The sequence below is a fragment of the Pseudoalteromonas maricaloris genome (assembly GCF_024746855.1).
Lineage (GTDB): Bacteria > Pseudomonadota > Gammaproteobacteria > Enterobacterales > Alteromonadaceae > Pseudoalteromonas > Pseudoalteromonas maricaloris.
The window spans coordinates 1,182,077-1,202,004 of sequence record NZ_CP024626.1 but is presented as its reverse complement, the minus strand read 5'-3'; the positions used below and the strand labels follow the sequence as shown (position 1 = coordinate 1,202,004).

Sequence of the window (19,928 nt, the reverse complement as noted above, 5' to 3'; positions counted from 1 at the left end):
TGGAGCTTTACCTTACGCCGATATATAAATACAGCACAAGCCATTTTTGGTACTGTCATTAGGATGTGTTTAACTTTCTTTGAGAAAGAGGGAAAGGCTAAAACTTAAGGTATAGAATGAGACTCGCTTTTTACGCAATGATAGTCGCTTTGCTTATCCTCACCGGATGTAGCAAAAGGCAAACTCTAGAGCCAACAGAGCAAATACAATTGACTCAGTTGCCGGTTAGTCTCGCCCAACTTTCTAGTGACGCGGCGCTAACCTTACTACTCATTGACGATCATTTACTACAAGTATGGGATAACCAAAGCCAACAGCTGATTAAACAAGTCGAAGGAAGTAAATACCAACTTACTTTTCGTGACGCTTTAATAGCGCCGAGCAAGCGCAGTATTCTGAGTATTTCGGACTCCCAACTCAACATCTGGCAATTGCACTCAAACGAAGTTGTCAGTTATCCATTACCTGAGTTTGACTCATTCATTCGCGTTACCAAGGCTCTGTGGTCCAGTGACGAGCAGCTTATCGTCCTTGGCTACAATGACGGCAGCACACTACTTTTGAGTTTAGATGAGCAAATCATCACCAGAATAAACCTTCATGAAAGCAGCATTACACATTTGATTTTTAACCAGAGTTTGACCTCGCTCTACTCGGCCTCTTTAGACGGTCACGCTAAAAAGCTTGAGTTAACTAGTAAAGAAGTCACTGTAGATTATGAGCTGCCTCATCGTATTACCAGTTTGGCATTATCACAAAATGAACATTGGCTGTTCGTATCAGACGCCCTGCAAGACCAAAAGTTCATTGATACGCGTACAGGTCAAGCAGTGTTATCTCTATCCTATCCTCAGCGCTTCAAGTTTTTTCGAAGTGCACAGTTCGTCGCTGACGACAAGTTTCTGCTAACCACCTCTTCCAAGGAATATATTTCGCTATGGGAATTAACGTCGGGAAAAGAAATTGTCAGCTGGCCAATAGCACAACTGAATTTGGGCAGCACTGTTTATGATGTACACATCTCCGATAGCAATGTGCTCACGACGATAAGTTCAGATGGGGTATTAGAAAAGTGGGCCTTAACACCTATATTGTTTGATTATTAGAGACAAAAAAAGGTAGCATTCGTCGACAAGAAAAAATAATAAATACATCTATGGATCACGCAAATTTTGACAATCAATCGCACTGTTTAAATTGTCACACTCAACTTGTTGGCGAGTACTGCTCAGGTTGTGGACAGAAAAAAGCATCGAGGCTGACCTTTAAACACTTACGCATTTTGCTTCAAAGCGCACTGCTTGAACTCGAATCCCCTTTTTTTAAATTACTTTTTGGATTATTACTTCGACCTTTTAAGACCATTCTTGGATACTTGAATGGACAGAGAAGCCGTTTTGGTAATCCCTTCAAGTTTAGTTTTATTCTACTCACCGTGATCGTGCTTGCCTCGCATCTACTTGAAATCAGCTTCATATCAAGCAGTCAACTTTTGGAATCGAAAGAGCAGCTCAAATGGCAATCTGAAATCGCACTATATGAAGCAACGCACATTTATCGCGTCTTTATTCTGGCATTCTTACTCGGATTAGCCTCTAAGCTAGTGTATCGTTCTGCGCCCTACACAATGCTGGAGTACGCTATAGGACACCTACTCATTCTAACCCTAAGCATACTGATATTCTCAATTCCACTAATGCTGGGTATCTTCGCCGAGCAGCTTTACGCAATTTTTTCGCTCTTATTTTCTGGTTTGTACAGCATAATACTTAACTATAAAATGGCGGAAAATGAGCTAATAAAGTGGAAAAATTGGGGTAAGGCAATACTTGCCTACGCGATAGGCTCGACACTATTTTCTGCAATTCTTACATTTTTATTTGGGGTATACAGTGGTTTTACTCACAAGATTTGATCTGCATGTGAATTATTTAGCTATGCCCTAGACAAGTCTGAGCTTGTCTAGGGCATAGCCATTAATACTACTGTTTTAGCTGTGCTTTTGCAGCCTCAACCTTTTCAAAATCAAGACCTAATTCGTTAACTGCTTCTTTGATCAGTGCAGGATTTTGCATTACCAAAGCCATCAACTGTTGAAGTTTTTCGGGTGGAATACCGAGTTGCTGAATAGTCGCCATCGCCATCATTGGATTTTCAGTCAGCTGGGTAAATACCGCTTGGATCTGTTCATCCGAAATATTGTGCTCTTTAAGTAATGCAATGATTGGGTTCATCTTGTTTCCTAACTATTTTTTACTAATCGTGCGGCGTAAAAACCGTCAAATTCTGAATTTACTCCTGGAAGTAAACGTAGTGAGTCTTCTAGCTGCCAATTGGGGTTATTTGCCAAAAAGCGTTCAACCTGCTGCTCATTTTCAGAAGGAAGAATGGAGCAAGTTGCATACACCAGTTTGCCGCCCACCTTACACATTTGACTGTAACGCGCCAGAATATCGGTTTGCAAAGCAATAAGTGTGTCTAAATTTTGCGAATTCAAGTGCCACTTTGCATCTGGATTCCGCTTTAATACACCAAGACCAGAGCACGGCACATCCAATAGCACGCGATCAAACTTCTCTTTTTGGCGCTTAATGGTTTTATTGTTTTGAATAACACGCGTTTCAGCAACATGCACACCTGCACGTTTCGCTCGTTGCTTCAGCGTTTCAAGCTTATGTTCATGGATGTCCATAGACAACAAGCGACCTTTATTCTCCATTAGCGCCGCTATATGTAAGCTCTTGCCACCAGCGCCTGCACAGGCATCAACCACTTTATGGCCAGGCTGTATTTCTAAAAAAGGCACTATTTGCTGAGAACCTGCATCTTGCATTTCAAACCAACCCGCCTGAAACGCTTGAGAGCGGAACAGATGGCTATTGGACTCAACTTTTAGCGCAACATGAGAATCAAGCGCAACCTGTGAAACCTTGATCCCTTCTTTTGCCAGAGACTCTGTTACTGTCGCAATATCGCTTTTTAGGCTATTGACTCGCAAATATTGTTGGGCACTTTGATTTAGCGCGGATGCAACCGCTGGCCACTGCTCACCCAGTTGCTCATGCGCAACCTCGTTTAACCAATCAGGTAATGATAAACGAACGGCTTGAGGCGCCTGCTCAATTAAGCTTTGCAGCTTTTCCAGATTATATAGCTCAGTATCCACCCACTCTGGAAGCGGCTGCGTCGTAACAACTTGGCAAGTTAACCAGTAGCCAAAGCCATCTAGCGGCATTTCTTCATGCGCAAGTAGGTAAGTCAGTAACCGTTTAAAGCGGAAGATATGGTAATAATTGCTCACCACATACTGCCTTTCATCAAGGTTCCACTGAGGGTTGTTCTGTAGTAATTGAGTTAATGCTTTATCGGCATGAAGAGAAGTATCTAGCACATGTTCAATGCACTCAGACAGAGTTTGGACTAACGAGCGAGTTACAGACACGATATGGTCTCGATTATTGCTAAAACACTATTTTAGCGCGCATACCATGGGGCATCAATTGGAGTTTATGATCTTTGCCAGAGAATCTTAAAAGTTGTGGGACCAATATAGTCAGCCCCACAGCTATTAGCTTATTTAACCTGAGGTTTGGATAAGAAATGAACTAACTCATTGTTTTTAAAATAATATTAAATTATTTCCTTGTCTAGCCAGAGAGTTTTAGGGGTAATTAGGCGAATTTACGCACCAATAGCTTGCTATTGGAAGTGAATTCAACGCAGTTAGCGCTAAAACTGGCTGCTAGAAAGGCATTAATTATCCGAAGCTCAGGTTATTTAGTTAACCGCTAACCAAGGACCCGAGCCATCGGCTGTTGGGATATTTCCTTTGGTCCACCACTTGGCTTCGTAGATCACACCATTGTAGCTCGCTCTATCACCTTTTAAGTAAACCTTGTCGGCATCCCAAGCGGGTACACCGTCAACAGGCGGTTCAGTCGGGTTGGTTGGTAAGTCATCAACGACACGAACTTCAGGCCAGCTTGCGTGTGATTGATAAAAGTTTGTCACGCATTTCTCGTAGTCTCCCGGCACAAGTGCGGAATAAGCTGTTTGATACCCCACTAGTTTGCACTCAAATGAATAACCTCCTGGGCGGTCTGCATAATAAGCCCAATCACCTTCCCAGTTGGTGTAAAGGACATCAGTCGCGCCGTCGAGGTTTAAGCTGCCGTATGGTGTTTGCTGCCAACAGGTATTTTCTTCATCAGCTTCAATGGTGATGTTGTAATAATGCGAGAGTCCTTCCCAATAACGAATGCGGTTAACGGGTTGACCTTTGTCTTTATTTTGCGCGCCGCATTCAATACCACCATTGATAATATTAATCGTGGTACCAAAGCCATAACCAATCCCCGCCTCACTTTCACGTATTGATGGCGTCCAAGTTCTATCAATAACGTGTAACATTGCAGGTTTTGGTGCTTGCGGTGTTAAGAAAAACCAAATTGCAGACGCTAAATTTAGCCAAGAGTCTGCTACTAGACCTGGGTTGTTTAAAAGCACCGTTGCATCACCATTAAACATGACTTCACTGAATGCGCCATAATTGAAGTGATATGAAAGCTGCTTAGCGCCTCGGCCAAAATACCCTTGCCCCGCTCCACATGGCCAGCGGCGGTTCTGCCAGTCATTTTGTCCACACCCCGTGGTATAGCCAGCTTGCCCTTCTGACCAACCCATTTCACGCACATGAACCAATGCTTGTTGCCACTCTTCTAACCCAAGAGGGTTATCAGAAGTGTTGTCTTTGGCAATATGCCCCCCCGTTTCTTGGGCAAAATGCGCAAATGCAGTCACGATTGAGCGTTTACAGATTGCGTCGGCGTCTCGACCATCAGTATAGTCGCCACAAAATGCGGGAAACTTGCCAATAGCACGCAAAAAGCGCGTATAGGTGTATTCAGGCGCCGCCATTTGCGTAAGAAATTGCCACTGAGTTTGACCAAATACCCGCTCAGCTCTTTTTACATTATCTGGATTACTGGCAAGCCCAGGCGCAATAGCCTCTACAACCGCATTATCTCTTGTTTCCAGTGCTTTTGACCAAATCGCATACATAGGATTATTGGTCTTCGCGCTCTGGGCATTCTCCAATTCTATTCGAGAAACAATATAACCATTGGGGTTTTGTGGATCGGGTTGCGGACTCATGGCCATCACTTGACTTGCAGTTATGGCAAGCGAAACTGCGGTCGCTAATTTTAGACTGTTCATACTTTTCCTTTACATGTTGTTGTTAATAGTGGAACCCACCAATTCAACAATTATTAACAAAATGACATCGCTGTCAAATTTTGTTCACTTTTTATTCTTACAACATATGTAATAACGTCTACTCAAATCGATGAACCTTAGCGTTTTTGGTACATAATCTAACGTGATATGCTAGTCAAAATGCCTCACAGTAAATAACAACAACAGAGCAGCCTATGAAAATTATTCCTTTACAACCAGAACATTTCGAGCGTGTTATCGCACTTGGTAATCTCGTTCATGGTGATAATTATCTTGATAACGCAGGCATTGAACAAATGCGCCAAAAAGGCTGTAAAGACGGTATAAATGCTTCCTTTGTTGCCCTAAACGATGAAGATGAGTTACTCGGCTTCAGAACGTCATATAGTGCCGGACAATGGCCTATAGATAAGTGGAGTTCACCGTCTTTGTGGCCGGTTGATCAAAATGATATGGCATATTTTAAATGTATCGCGGTATCACCGAACGCACAGGGCCAAGGTATTGGACCCCAATTACTAAAACACGCAATAACAGCATTAACACAACAAGGCGCGAGAGCTGGCGTTGCACATCTTTGGAAACAAAGCCCTGGTAACGGTGCCGTTAAATACTTCACTAAGGCCGGTGGCAAACTGATTAAAGTCCATGATGATAAGTGGTTAGACGACTGTATCTATCACGGCTATGTTTGTACTATTTGTGGTACTGAATGCCACTGCCAAGCAGCAGAAATGGTATTGGAGTTTTAAGATGTCAGGGTTTGATCCACTCATTCAGCCACACTGCCAAGGCCAAGCTTTTGCCAATAGTTACTGGGCTGCAACCTGCCCTTTAGGTGCACCCACCCCCTCGCTAGATAAACCATTACAAGTAGATATCGCAGTGATCGGTGGTGGCTTTACGGGCTTACTTACCGCTTACCATTTGGCAACCACTCATCATCAAAGCGTTGCCCTATTTGAAGCAAATCAAGTTGGCTTTGGCGCGAGCGCGAGAAATGCAGGATTTGTGCTACCAAGTACGGGACGGCTTGGTTATGCGCAACTGACCAAAAAGTATGGTCTGGATGTCAGTAAAGCCATATATCAAGAGTACAACAACGCCGTTGCTTTAGTCCGTGAACATATCGACGCCAATCACATTGATTGCAACGTGCAAGCATCTGGGTATTTGAAAGTTGCACACAACCAGCAAGCATTTTCGCTACTAAAAGCGCAGTCCGAATTTCTCACTGCAACCATGGGTAGCAAGAGCCATCAGTTACTGTCTCAGCAACAACTGACCGAAACCTATATGCACAACCAGCAAGGGTTTGGCGCATTACGATTCGACAACGCGTTTGGTATTCACCCTTTGAAGCTGTTGCTAGGTTACAAGACATTAGCTCAGCAAGCTGGTGTGCAACTTTATGAAAACAGCCTGGTCACCCGCCACCAGAACCAAAATGGCAACCACCAGCTCGAAGTGAACGGCCACAAAGTCTCAGCAAATAAGGTAGTGATCGCAGCGAATGCCTATGCTCAGCGACAGTTTTCACCGTTAACTCAAGGGCGCTACTTGCCTATTTTAAGTAGTATAATCGTGACTGAACCACTCAGCGATGAGCAACTCGCTGCCAATGGCTTAATCACAGAGCAAGTCGTCATGGATACCAGACGGCTTAAATACTACTATCGTCGCCTTCCTGACAACCGTATTTTGTTTGGTGGGCGAGGCGCGGTGTTTGGCCATGATCAGGACAATGCAAAATATCAATACAACTTGCGCTCAGCACTTAACGATTGCTTTCCTAAACTCGATGTTAAAGTTGATTACTTTTGGAGTGGTTATATTGCCGCTGCGCTTGATGATCTTCCCCATATCTACAGCGAAAACAATACCGGGTATGTACTTGGATATTGCGGCTCAGGTGTAGCGTTTAGTGCTCAGGCAAGTATTCGACTTGCTGAAAAATTAATGGGTCTTAAAGTCCCGAATTTACCAATCTATACTAAGCCACTACCCATGTTTCCGATGCCGCAATTAAGAAGAGTAGGCCAACTCGCGTATTACCAATATGCTCAGTTGATGGATAAATACGCTTAGCAAATTAAGAAGGTACGCCCATCACGCACCTTTTTTCAACGACTAAAAGCTATAGCGCAGATTAAAACCAACGTTGTTGTACACATCAGCATTTCTATAGTTTAGATTTGCAGAAATATGATCAGTAAAATGGTAGCCAATCTCAGCAAGGTATACAAAACTACTTTCTCCTTCCTCACCATTGATGCGTTCAAACCCAATACCGGCCCTCGCATCAAATGAGTCTACTGAGCGCGCATAAGTCAATTCAAGATGATAAAGATCGGCATCGTTGTTAGCTGATACGTCAATTTCATTTCTATAACGGTATTCGCGGTTGATAATATATTCCACTTCCGCAGTTGCATCCATTTGCAATTTGAGCCGAGAATAACCACCATATAAATCCAGCGATGATTGCTCTGATAGTTGAAATTCATGACCCACTAGTAAAGTAAATTGTTTCCAGTCTGTATCAACTTCTGTTTCGATGATTCGAGCGCCAACGCCACTAGCGATATCATTTTGCTGACTGTTTTTATCACTCGATATTATATAGGTACCTTGTAGGTAAAATTGGTCGAAGGATTTTTTTGCGCTCAGCGCAAGCCCTGTTGGTTTTATTTCGCTCAGCTCTTTGATTGAGATTTTCCCATAACCTATCTCAACGTAATCTTTTGACTGCGCGAAGCAATTTGAGCTTACCAAAGCTAATGAAAGGCAAGCAGCTAACTTAACTGTAGAATTCATGATCATCTCCTTATCTATCTACATAGTAAAGGTCGGAGCATAACAAGGTTTTGTTGCACGTTTAAGTGTTTCTAGAATAAAAACACTTTTAATATTAATTTATGTGATTAACGCAATACAATTATGCCAAATCGCTTAAATAAGTGATCTATCTTGAGGCGAAAAAATCTTGTCGATAACACCGCTACCGCATCCAGCTATCGCCAAGGTACCTACACCCATGTAGGCAAGGCAACAATTTTGCTATTTAGCCGCTCTATATAAGAAACTTTTAACGCCGTTAGCGCCTGATTTACTCCTTTAAATTGAGCAAGTGTTAAGACTAATTGGGATTACAATGCTGGATGCGATGCTAAAAGCTTAATTTGATAGGAGAATTCGAAGAGATGAACACGAATGTCAGAGAAATAATAGCTTGATGTTAACAGGTATAGTAGCGAAAGTTTGGATTAGAACATGCATTTTGTTTTAGATACGATTTCTACTGAAAGAAACCGTATCTTATCTAGGCCCTGCCGACCCTAGTAACCGTGATATCAGAAACTATATCTTAGGTTTACACCAAAGTTATCGTATTCGTCTGCATTTCTGTAGCTAACATTAGCTGAGATGCTGTCGGTAAATTGGTAACTAAGCTTGGCTAAGTATACAAAGTTAGTTTCGCTTTCATCATCTTGAATACGTTCAAGACCAAGACCAACACGTGCGTTCAGAGCTCCGAATGAATGCTCGTAGGCAGCTTCAATATGGTAATGATCGCTCGTGTCACTCTCTTTATCAGAGAAGCTTTCTTGATAACTGTAGCCATCGTTATAAGCAATATCTGCGATGCCTGAGTAATCCACTTCTAATTTGTATCTAGAATAACCACCATATACATCGACAAAGCCAGCATCTGTTAAATCAAACTGATGACCAACTAAAAGGGTGAGATAGTTTAAATCTGTCTCAACTTTAACCGTTGTTTCTATATTTGCGTAATAATCACTTTCGATTAAAGTACCTTTAAAATCATCACTTAATGCAGCATAAGTACCTTGAAGATAAAAGCCTTCAAATGCCTTGTTTACCGTAACTGCGATACCCGTAGGCTTGAATTCATCAACGCCATCAAGCGTGATTTTTCCATAACCTAGTTCAACGAAGTCTGTTGAGTTTGCTAGGCTGGTTGTTGATGCAAATAATGCAGATACTAATGCCACTTGCTTTAAAATTGAATTCACGATCCACTCCATCATTCTCGTATTTAATTCGTGGCGCATACTACGGCAATTACATATAAATACAACCAGAACCCAAAATAAATACAAAATGACTTTGTAACAAAGTTTGTTACTATTAATCAATGCATTAACTTGTTCGGGTTCACTCAGTGTCGTAAACCACGCGGAAGAAAATTAGCTAGGCGCTTTGGAAGTGGATGTTATGCCGTTCACAACAAGATTAACGGCATGACAAGGGCATTGTAGTCAGAAGCTATACCTCAAATTCAGACTGAGAGTATTGTAGACCTCAGCATTTCTATAGCTCACGTTTGCGGAAATATTATTGGTAAAACGATATCCAACCTCAGCCAGGTACACTAAATTATTCTCACTTACATCATCCTGGATCCGCTCAAACCCAACACCTAGCCTAAAATTAAGGTCTACATGTGTATAGTCATAAGCAGCTTCTAAATGATAATGATCACTTGACTCATTAGCCCCTTGATCAAGAAATAATATAAGCTCTTTATTGGTGTAACCATCATAGTACGTCGTATTGACTAAGCCTGAATAAGCTATCTCCAGTCTATGCCTAGAATAACCGCCATAGATATCAATAAGGCTATGATCATTCAAATCAAACTGCTTACCGGCCAATAGGGTATAAGCTCTAGAGTCAACATCGAAATCTAATGTAGTTAATACGTCTTCTTCTGCACCATAAACTAATCCGGTAACCGCGACGTCATCAGCCATAAGAGCAGAAGAACCTTCTAGGTAAAGCCCACCAAACTCTATATTTGCTGTAATGACAAAGCCTTTAGGCTCAATCTCACTGACGTTATCGAACGCTAACCGACCAAATCCAAGCTCCATAAAATTTGTTGAACTGGCGATGCTAGGTAGTGAAGTTAACATGGCGGTAAGACTTATTGCCATCGTTGAAACTGAATTCACAATAGTATCCTTGTTGATAGTTCCATGGTTAGAACCCAATATAGATACAAATTATTCGCATGGCAAATGCTTTACAATATACGCCGCCTAAAAATGCCTTACTACTCTCTCTATGCTCACAAGAATTAATCTCCAATTAGCCAGCGAAGATAAACTCCCCTCAGTCATACTGCGCTTTAATCTTTAGGATTTCTGGTAGGTTTTCATCGAGTAATTCAACTAATTTTGGGTCAAAGTGCTTACCACTTTCAGAATGGATAAAGGCCAATGCCTTTTCAATAGGCCAGGCCTCTTTGTATGGGCGCTTTGAAGTAAGTGCATCAAACACGTCTGCAAGTGCACAGATCCGTCCTTCAAGTGAGATTTCTTCCCCTTTTAATCCCTTTGGATAACCGCTTCCATCAAATTTCTCGTGGTGCTCCATTGCCATTAAATATGCAAGCTTGACGAGTTTTGAATCAGAGTCCGCGAGTATACTTGCACCCAGCTCAGCATGTTGTTTCATCACCTCATACTCTTCGGCATCTAAACGTCCGGGTTTCAGTAAAATGCTGTCGGCAATCCCGACCTTGCCAATATCATGCATCGGGGCGGCGAGCATCAAATCTTCAGCATACGCTTCCGGTAAACCACAAGCTTTAGCAAGCACAAAGCAGTAGCGGCTCATTCTTGCAATATGTTGGCCTGTTTCATTGTCTTTGTATTCCGCCGCCTGACCGAGCCGTTGCATCAGTTCAACGTATGCACTTTTAAGCTCAGTGGCACTGACTAAAGACAAGTGCGTCTTCACTCGGGCTCTAGTTATTGCAGGGCTGATAGGCTTTGTGATGTAATCAACACCACCTAACTCAAAACCTCGAGCTTCGTCAAACTCTTCACTCAAGGCGGTCACAAAAATCACTGGGATCCTCGCCGTAGTAGGGTCTTCTTTTAATTTAGAGCAGACTTCAAAGCCTGTCATTTCCGGCATCATAACATCGAGTAAAATTAAGTTAGGTAGTTCCTTATCAACTAACTCCAACGCCAATTTTCCTGACTTTGCAAACTTCATACGATATTGATTGCCCAGCGTTTGCTTTAGAATTTGCAAATTTGTCGCTTCATCGTCAACGGCTAGGATCAGAGGCTTGTGTTCATTTATCATTACACATCAGTACTCATTAATTGTGCGAGAATTTCCTCCGCACGTTCAAATTCAAAATCATCCAATGCATGTTTCAACGCCTCTACCTGGCTTCGGTAAGTGAGGGGGGCACTCTCTAGCAAAGCGTCAAGCACATCATCCTCGACTTGTGCCTCATCTATCATCTCTTTTACTTGTGGCAAGTTTTGCTTAAACAAAAAAACGTCGCCCTCACTCAATGCGTTGGTCACGACTTCTTCATCACTTAGCCCAACCACGTCGTCAAGTTTTTCAATAATGAGCGCCATTTTGGCTCTCAAGCGCTCGTCAATTTCCTTTTTACGCTCGATTTGCTCTAGCAGACCAAATAGCGTCTCCAAAGCCAAGTTTCCGGCAACGCCTTTGATAGTATGAATACTCTGTAGTACATCATTCGTAAACTGACCTTCGTGCGCAAAGAGCGCTATCACTTCTTCTCTTTTACCCTCCCAAAAACGCGCCAACTCTTTTAAAAACCGAGCCTCACTGCCCCACAAATTTATCGCTCTGGCTCTATTTATAAGCTGTTTGTTGCTGGTTTGCCTTACTCCAATCGCCGTATGAGCAATATTGATATTGAGCGTTTCAGCAATGGTGCGAGTTAAATCTTCTATCACCACCGGTTTTGAGGCAAATGCAGCCATCCCTGCAGCTTTTGCAGCCGCTCTATCCTCGCCTAACACACTCGCGGTGAGTGCGATTACCGGTGTCTCTTGTTGCCTATTTTCTCGTTCATATGCTTTGATAGTGCGCGTCGCCTCAAGTCCATCACAACCCGGCATATGAATATCCATTAGAATAAGATCGTATTGTTGCGCTTTTGCTTTTTCAATAGCCTCAAGCCCATCCCCTGCGACCTCTATACTATGACCTTGCTTTTCAAGTAATAAGCTCAACAATTCGGTATTTTGTTGAATATCATCGGCAACCAAGATATTTAATGGGGGAAGTTCGACATGAACATCTTGCGCTATTGTGAATGCCGCGATTTTCTTAAGAGGCACAGTAAAGTAGAAAGTAGACCCTTTTCCAAGCTCACTGTGAGCCCATATTTTTCCACCCATTAACTCGACTAGCTGGCGACTAATGGTCGTTCCAAGGCCTGTACCACCAAAGCGGCGACTCATGCTCTCATCGGCCTGCTCAAAGGGGTTAAAAATAGAATCTAGTCTATCGTTGGCAATCCCTATACCTGTGTCCGCAATTTTAAACAGCACATAATCGTCATGAGAGGATTCAACGCTAAGCTCTACACTGCCCTGTGCAGTAAACTTAATGGCATTACCCAATAAATTAACCAATACCTGCCGTAAGCGGTCGGAAGCACCATGATAAGTTTGATGCAAACTGTGACTCATCGTGAGCTCTAGTTTTAAGCCCTTTTTCTTTGCTTGATACCAAAACGTCGATACCACGTTGTCGAGTAGCTCAGAAATACAGAAATCATTCTCAATCAGGTCGAGCTTGCCTTGGTCCAGCTTAGCGGAGTCTAAAATGTCATTAAGTAAATGCAGCAGCGCCTTTGCACTGGTAAGTATCGTATTTACATGCTTACTTTGATCGGGCTTCAGCTCAGACTCTCTCAGTACTTCACTAAATCCTAAAATGGCGTTCATCGGCGTGCGAATTTCATGACTCATGTTCGCCAAAAACGCTTGCTTGGAAGCCGCTGCGCTTTCAGCGATGCTTTTCGCGGCACGTAGTTCGTCTTCCATGTTCTTGCGCTCGCTAATATCAAGTAATACGCCCGCAATACCCTCAACTTTACCCGCTTGATCGTATTCAAATGAACCTTTATCCAGCACCCACTTGGTATGGCCTGACTTGTGTAATATTCGATATTCCTGCGAGTAACTCGCTTTGCCGCATTGTAGTGCTTGTTCAACCACATCGTGCGTTAAGCTTTTATCGTCTTCAATAATCAAGCTAGCAAAATGAACTTGCCCAGAAATAAACTCCTCTGCTCGATAGCCTGTAAGCTGCTCAACAATGGGACTTACGAACGACATTGTCCATTCGCTATCAATCCGGCATCGAAACGCCACGCCAGGCATATTATTTAATAGTGTCCGATAACGCGTTTCTTGCTCAATCAGCGCTTTTTCCATTTGCTTTTGGGCTGTTAAGTCAGTGATAAAACCCACATAAAACGCACTTTGATCTTTTAGCTCAACCTCTCCTATCCCCAATCGGATAGGCACTAAATGCCCTTGCTTGTGTAGCGCCTTGATGTCACGACCAACCCCTTTAAATTGCTCAAGGTAAGCGCTGTCGAATGATACATTCGTTTGCGCTTCTTTAGGTAAAAACACCGCAACATTGCGACCAACCGTTTCTCGCTCAGACCATCCTAAAATTCGTTCAACTAACGGGTTACAGCTCTTAATGATACCGTCACCATTGATGGTGATGATCCCGTCAACGGCCGTTTCTAGGATCGCCGCAAGCCTAGATTCATTAGCGGCTTTGTCTGCAGCCACCGAACGGTACTTGCTCGCAGTATGAATAAGCGCAGATAAAGCGCTAATGATCATACTGACAGCAGCAATAAACAATGCGAGTGACTGTGTGTGCTGATCTTGCATTTCTTGGCTGATTATTGGTGAGTCAGATACAAATTTCGCCGCCTGCATACCTGTGTAGTGCATTCCCGATACCGACGCCCCGAGCGCCAAAGCACCTAAGCACCTCACGACACTGATATTGTTGTCGCTGACATAATCGCGCAGCTTACTTCTCGTTTGGATTGCGATGAAAGCGAGTGACACTGCAACGATAATTGATAAACCAAAAAGTGTAGGGTCATAGCCCAACATAGGGCCAAGCTGCATGGCTTCCATACCGCTATAGTGCATGGTACCAATACCGGCCCCCAAAATGACAGCGGCGAGCCCCTTAACTGCAAGTGTGACATTTGGTCGTGTTATCAAATCAAACGAAACCCAACAGCCTAAGAAAGCGGGGAAGATAGACGCCGCAGTAAGCCAAGGATCGTAATCCACTTCTACACAGAGTGAAAACGCTAACATGCCAATGAAGTGCATACTCCAAATGCCACCAGCCATGGCCACAGCACCGCCAAATTTTGCGAGTCGATTTATACGGCTATTTTGATTTTGCTCAGCAAAGTCGATCTGGATAAGCGTAAAAAATGAGGCAATAACAGCCACAAGCACAGATAACGCCACAAGCGTAGCATCATAAGTTCCGTTGAGTAGCAACTCTGGTGCGGGGTCGGTTACAAAAAACGTATTTAACATAGCAACACAGATAGTAAGATATTCTTAGAGTCTAGCTTTCTAGGACTGAGTTTGACAGAAAAAAGCGCTGTCAAAACAAGATTTCAGGATAAATTCATGTTTATTGTGGGCTAGTACTATCTCACTAGGAAATATAAAGACAATATAGGTACGAGTTAATCGGTATAGCCAATGCGGGCTATTCGTATCCGACTAGCTCAGCGTACCCTTCACCGGTATAGCCGCCGGACACTTTTACTCTTCCTTCCCAATACGGGATAGTCAGCTGGTTTCTCGCATCAGGATTGGTACTTTCGATCAGAATAACAGGATTGTGCTTTAGTCGTAGTTGCCATTTAAATGGATAGCTTACTCCATCTAACGAAACCTGCTCCAAAACACTTAATTGAATATCCTTATGCGCTATTTCTGTCGCGCTACCCTCAGCTGTAATTTCAGTGCCTCGGCAATCTTTGTAGACTTGTTGGCTATCACGAATGCAAAATACCATTAGTGCACCATTCGAACTATCTTGACCGCGAATGCTAAACCAGTCCCAGCCGCGTTGTGATTTACTGATAAACGAGGAAGACCATTCTCTATCGAACCACGCGTCACCGCTGACTTGATGTGTTGCACCTTGAAAAGTAAGCTCACCCGAGACGCTTAAAAAAGGATAGCTGTAGTACATAGAGGCATGGCCGTCGGACGTTTTTTCACTGTAACCATTCTTCCCATGAAGCACTATCGGACTTTTTCTCAGTGTTAAATTAACACGGCTTTTTCCTTCCTCAGCATGGAGCGTTAACGGAAAAAATGTTTCCGTCTCACTGCGCAAATACCAATTATCTAATTGCGTGATAAATGGGTCAGCTTGAATTTTTACTTGTCCTGCTCTGCCATAACGTTCGAAGGCTTGGTGCCTTGTATTGTCTTGAATTACAAAATGCGCAAAATATAACTCACCATCCCACCATGGACTGACATATTGACCGCTGACAGCTGAGGTTCTAAATAACGTCCATTGAACACCAAACTCTTGCCCTGAATCACTTTTTAAGTTTGCAGTAACATACCACCATTCAATGCCTTGGTCCGGGTGACTGCCGTGATCACGCGGAAAACTTAATTGGTATGAAGGAGAAACGGGGTCACCCAACTCAAGATTGAAAAAATCATTTTTTGAATTAGGGACTTCTGATAGCTCCGGTGTGCAGCCGACTCCCACAATTAATAGTAATAAAACGATAAAATAATTAGTCTTCATACAACAGATCCGCAGTATCGTGACGACTCAGTTTGAGTAGAGGTAGTACACTAACCAGCAAAGCTAAACCAAAAATGAGGGTGATAAAGACCGCGATATCAAGATAAGGTAATAGAAAAGGGATCGTCCAACCGAAGCCAATTGGCATCACAAATTTAAGCAATATCCAGCCGAGCATTCCTCCGAGTATCGTCGCCAGCACCAAACTCACCAGCAAAATAACGGCGCTCTGCCCTAATTTAATGGCAAACGCTTGCCAAGTGGTAACACCTAATGTTTTTAAGATGGCCAAAGGTTGAATTTGCTTAGCGCCGAGTGTCAATAATGATACCCACAATCCAAATAGCGCGATTGCAACTATCATTAAATTTAACGCGTGCGTTGCGTAAAACGTATGTTCAAACAAACGCGTAGCGTATTGTTTAAAGCGCTGATTTTGAACCACTTGAGAGTCGTTTAAATGGAATTGCTGTATGACCTTTTGCTTAAATAAAGCGATATCAATATCTGGCTTTAGAACAATTGAAAAACCATATGCTTCATAGTTAAGCCCAGCATTTTCAATTGCATCACTAACAGCGACAAACACCGCGCGCTGTTCACCATAATCGTAATAAAAACCCGTTATCTCACAGTTAATATGCTTTTTGCCTTGCTGCAACCGAATACGCTGGCCCATCTTTACGCCATACAATAATTTGCTTGGCTCATTAGTAAGGCACCCACTTACGTTCTTATTCGCATCATAGTAAAGCACCTCGTTATTAGGTGGCGATCCCGAAAGCAACATCAGATTGTAGTGATGCTCACCCGAACGGCCGAAGCTTATCAAGCTCGCTGATTGAGTACCTTGTTGACGTGAACTCAGACCATAACTTATCTCTGCACGCCAGAACACACCAACCTTTTCAATACCCTGTTGGCTTAAGAGCCATTGATATTGCACATCGGTAACTTCACTAGGCCTCACATATAGATCTGCACTAAGGCGACCATCTAAATGGATCTGCAAAGCTGAACTAAAACTACTCACCATAATTTGCAACCCTACGGAAGTGCCAACCGCAAGCAGTACGGCATAAACACTTATTGCAAGTACTCTGATCTGCTCGCCACTGTCTGCTTTCATCCATTTAACTATTGGATGCTGAGTTGGTATGCCTTCAAACACGGCTCGCAATACCACTGGTGTTATCATAAAAAAGAGTAATAGGAGGCAAACACACAGCCCAAGCGCATGAAATGGCGCTTCGCTACCAAGATAAAAATACCCAGCAGGCACAAGCAGTAGACTTCCACTCACTATTTTACTCTGCCAAGATTTATAAAAAGTAAGAGGCTTTACTTGGTAATAGGCCACACTGGCAAGTACCAAAAGGTTTAACACAAATGCTTGCAGCACGACTGACCAACTGAAATGAACCGGTAAACGCCTATCTAATGCAAATAGGCTCTCCAACGCCATAGAGATCTCGCTCACCAATAAGTTTGCCCCCAAGAAAGCCACACTTGCGCCCACCAGTGCGGCAATCAAGCTTAAGACGAGCACCTCAATAACTACCGCTGCGACTACATTTGCTTGAATACATCCGAGTAGTGTGAGTTGCTGATGTAGTTTTTTTCTTGCGTGCAGACAAAGTTTTATGGCGTTAAAACTTAAAAAAGCGCCAACTACGTAGCCTAGGAATGCAAGTGCTTGCAGGTTGAAGAAAAATGCCTTCGACAACGAGTCGAATGACTGTGCTTGTGCACTTTGTAGCTGTGCTTTGTCACCAATAACCTGCCTAACCTTTGTCTCATCCAATACTGCATTTGAAATCTCTATATAACTTATTCGACCTGCTGAATTCAGTAAATGGTCAACTAATGCAATATCGGCTAATGCGGCATCACCGGTCAGTTCCGATAAAACAACGAAGTGTACATCCGTATCAAGAAGCTTGATCACTTCATGCCTACTGAGCGACAACTGTTGAGCCATCGTGTCAGATACGTAAATTGTGCTAAATCCAAATTGTAACGATGCAGTTTGATTGCCTGACTTACCTCCCTGTGATTGCGCTTTAGGCACAGACAGCCATTGCAAAGTATTAACTCCTTTGATCCGGAGCCTGTTCCCGTTCGGCAGGGTAAGCACGCCTTCCAAAACAGGCTCAGCAGATACGACTCCTGCGTTTCGAAGCGCCGTCCATACATCGGCAGTCAACATCTCGCGGCCTACGCTTGGCCGAACAAAGTGACTAATTGGATTGTTAATAAGTGCGCTGGTTTGCTGATAGCGATCTGTTGCTTCTTGATTTAGTCCTCGAATTGAGCCAAGCAAAGCACTACCCAAAGATAAGCCAAAAACGAATAGCAAAAACAACCAAAGATGCCTTTTGTAGAACTGGATAAAAACTGTGAGTATCAGTCTAATTTCTGATAACGCACTCAGCCGTTCCATCGTTTTAACCATAAGCACGGTTATTTTGAATGGTGATTTTTCTATCTAGGCTGTCAGCAAGGTGTTGGCTGTGCGTAACCATAAGCAAGTTAACGCCTTGCTCTTCGCACAGCTCACGCAGAAGTGATACCACTTCTTCGCTTTTCGCAGCATCTAAGTTCCCCGTCGGCTCATCGGCCAGCAATAACTTAGGCTTGTTGATCATGGCACGTGCGATACCAACTCGCTGCTGCTCACCACCTGACAATTGCTGAGGCAAGGCTGTTAATTTATGCAAAATCCCCAAGCGCTCAGCCAGCGCATTAACATCGCTTTGCTTTGGGTTCAATTGATTGAGCTGTGCTTGAAAAACGATATTGTCGTAGACGGATAGAGGTGCAAGTAATTGATAGTGTTGAAATATCATCCCCAAACCACGACGATAGAGCGCCAGCTCGGTATCATTAAATTGAGTAATATTTTGGCCATCAATAACAATGCTGCCGCTGTCAGGCCTTAATAAACCACCAATAAGATGGATCAGGGTAGTTTTACCCGACCCGCTATCCCCAACAATCGCGACCTGTTCTTTAGCGGCAATACTGAGACTAAGCTCATCTAATACGGCTCGATTCAAGTCACCATCACGACGCGTGAAGACTAAATTTTGAACTTCTACCACTGTATGCACATTCCTTTACTACTATGTGGGCACTACTCAATGCATCTGTCTCGTTAAGTAGCCAGGATCTTTTATTTCTCGTGTCAGCGCAGGTTAGCTAATGTTTAACTACCAAGGAATAGCATCACCGCTATAGTCGTAAAAACCGCCGCTTTGTGCATCCACAAAATGAGATAACACAGAATAGATCCCATTTGCAGACTCGTCTGGGGTAATTAACGCATTAGGGCCACCCATTTCCGTTTGGACCCAGCCGGGATGAATAGCAACAGTGCGGATCCCTTCACCCAGTAAATCATTTGATAGGCTTTTTACCACTGAGTTTAACGCCGCCTTCGAACTGCGATAGATATAGCCACCGCCTTTAGTATTCATGGTGTGACTGCCGACCTTGGAAGAGATGGCTGCAAAAACCTTTTCATTGCCGTTGCAAAGATGGGTGTAAAATAGCTCTGCAAGTCGCATGGTGGAAAATACATTAACCTCCATCACTTCTCGCCACGCTTCTATATCGGTTTCACCAAAAGCATAATCTTTCGGCCCATAAATGCCCGCATTGTTGATAACAATATCGATGGCAACAGGGGCCAGCTTCTCGCTTAATTCTTCCATCTGGTCGTAATTGGTCACATCTAGGGCAAATACTTGGAGCTCAGGAAAAATTGGCGCAAGAGAATTTAGTTCTGAAGCAATAAGCGGGTCTCGACACGTTGCTAACACGTGCCAACCAGCCTGCAGATAGGTTTTAGTTAACGCAAGTCCAATACCGCGGTTTGCACCAGTGATCAGTATTTTTTTCACAGTTGAAGCTCCTAAGCCGTTATGACAAAAGCCAATGGTGTTAATTCACTATACTGATGATAGGTTGAATAATCCACTTTTTGCACACGTGATTAGCGCCTCAAGCCACAGCGCACAAATCATGAATTTAATTCA

At 43.2% G+C, this 19,928-nt stretch carries 16 protein-coding genes; 4 read left to right on the top strand and 12 right to left on the bottom strand.

Annotation, left to right across the window (positions count from 1 at the left end):
• Positions 1–116: 116 nt before the first annotated feature.
• Positions 117–1,106 (top strand): WD40 repeat domain-containing protein, encoded by a 990-nt coding sequence (locus CTT31_RS23040; protein WP_260492646.1) that lies wholly within the window; start codon positions 117–119, stop codon positions 1,104–1,106.
• A 386-nt stretch (positions 1,107–1,492) separates the two neighbouring features.
• Positions 1,493–1,915, top strand: a complete 423-nt coding sequence (locus CTT31_RS23030) for a hypothetical protein (protein ID WP_249122379.1) — start codon at positions 1,493–1,495, stop codon at positions 1,913–1,915.
• 67 nt (positions 1,916–1,982) lie between these two features.
• Here CTT31_RS23030 and CTT31_RS23025 read toward each other — a convergent pair whose 3' ends face one another.
• From CTT31_RS23025 to CTT31_RS23015, 3 genes are all read right to left on the bottom strand, one after another.
• Positions 1,983–2,234, bottom strand: a complete 252-nt coding sequence (locus CTT31_RS23025; RefSeq protein WP_039496508.1) for a DUF2999 family protein — start codon at positions 2,232–2,234, stop codon at positions 1,983–1,985.
• 8 nt (positions 2,235–2,242) lie between these two features.
• Positions 2,243–3,442, bottom strand: a complete 1,200-nt coding sequence (locus CTT31_RS23020; protein ID WP_260492645.1) for an RsmB/NOP family class I SAM-dependent RNA methyltransferase — start codon at positions 3,440–3,442, stop codon at positions 2,243–2,245.
• A 335-nt stretch (positions 3,443–3,777) separates the two neighbouring features.
• Positions 3,778–5,217: a chitinase gene (locus CTT31_RS23015; RefSeq protein ID WP_211856602.1), complete on the bottom strand. Its 1,440-nt coding sequence runs from the start codon at positions 5,215–5,217 to the stop codon at positions 3,778–3,780.
• 215 nt (positions 5,218–5,432) lie between these two features.
• On the opposite strand from CTT31_RS23015, the gene CTT31_RS23010 reads away from it, so the two are divergent.
• Both CTT31_RS23010 and CTT31_RS23005 read left to right on the top strand, forming a co-directional pair.
• Positions 5,433–5,990: a GNAT family N-acetyltransferase gene (locus CTT31_RS23010; RefSeq protein ID WP_130165827.1), complete on the top strand. Its 558-nt coding sequence runs from the start codon at positions 5,433–5,435 to the stop codon at positions 5,988–5,990.
• Between the two features lies 1 nt (position 5,991).
• Positions 5,992–7,326: an NAD(P)/FAD-dependent oxidoreductase gene (locus CTT31_RS23005; protein ID WP_211856603.1), complete on the top strand. Its 1,335-nt coding sequence runs from the start codon at positions 5,992–5,994 to the stop codon at positions 7,324–7,326.
• A gap of 42 nt (positions 7,327–7,368) precedes the next feature.
• Here the strand turns inward: CTT31_RS23005 and CTT31_RS23000 are convergent, their stop codons facing one another.
• From CTT31_RS23000 to CTT31_RS22960, 9 genes are all read right to left on the bottom strand, one after another.
• A complete protein-coding gene (locus CTT31_RS23000; protein ID WP_249122327.1) occupies positions 7,369–8,055 on the bottom strand; it encodes a porin in 687 nt (228 codons plus the stop codon).
• A 536-nt stretch (positions 8,056–8,591) separates the two neighbouring features.
• Positions 8,592–9,278 (bottom strand): porin family protein, encoded by a 687-nt coding sequence (locus tag CTT31_RS22995; RefSeq protein ID WP_211856604.1) that lies wholly within the window; start codon positions 9,276–9,278, stop codon positions 8,592–8,594.
• Positions 9,279–9,524: 246 nt separating this feature from the next.
• A complete protein-coding gene (locus CTT31_RS22990; RefSeq protein ID WP_260492644.1) occupies positions 9,525–10,220 on the bottom strand; it encodes a hypothetical protein in 696 nt (231 codons plus the stop codon).
• Positions 10,221–10,380: 160 nt separating this feature from the next.
• Positions 10,381–11,364 (bottom strand): HD domain-containing phosphohydrolase, encoded by a 984-nt coding sequence (locus CTT31_RS22985; RefSeq protein WP_130165824.1) that lies wholly within the window; start codon positions 11,362–11,364, stop codon positions 10,381–10,383.
• Positions 11,364–14,642, bottom strand: a complete 3,279-nt coding sequence (locus tag CTT31_RS22980; RefSeq protein ID WP_211856605.1) for an MHYT domain-containing protein — start codon at positions 14,640–14,642, stop codon at positions 11,364–11,366. Before CTT31_RS22980 ends, CTT31_RS22985 begins: the two co-directional genes overlap by 1 nt.
• 178 nt (positions 14,643–14,820) lie before the next feature.
• The gene (locus CTT31_RS22975; protein ID WP_211856606.1) at positions 14,821–15,888 is read right to left on the bottom strand and encodes a lipocalin-like domain-containing protein; all 1,068 of its coding nucleotides are present in this window, start codon (positions 15,886–15,888) and stop codon (positions 14,821–14,823) included.
• Entirely contained in the window at positions 15,878–18,331 is a 2,454-nt protein-coding gene (locus CTT31_RS22970) for an ABC transporter permease (RefSeq protein WP_260492643.1), read from the bottom strand. Before CTT31_RS22970 ends, CTT31_RS22975 begins: the two co-directional genes overlap by 11 nt.
• Positions 18,332–18,335: 4 nt before the next feature.
• On the bottom strand, positions 18,336–18,992 hold the full coding sequence (locus CTT31_RS22965) for an ABC transporter ATP-binding protein (protein WP_039496492.1): 657 nt from the start codon (positions 18,990–18,992) through the stop codon (positions 18,336–18,338).
• A 108-nt stretch (positions 18,993–19,100) separates the two neighbouring features.
• On the bottom strand, positions 19,101–19,793 hold the full coding sequence (locus CTT31_RS22960; RefSeq protein ID WP_260492642.1) for an SDR family oxidoreductase: 693 nt from the start codon (positions 19,791–19,793) through the stop codon (positions 19,101–19,103).
• Positions 19,794–19,928 lie beyond the last annotated feature (135 nt).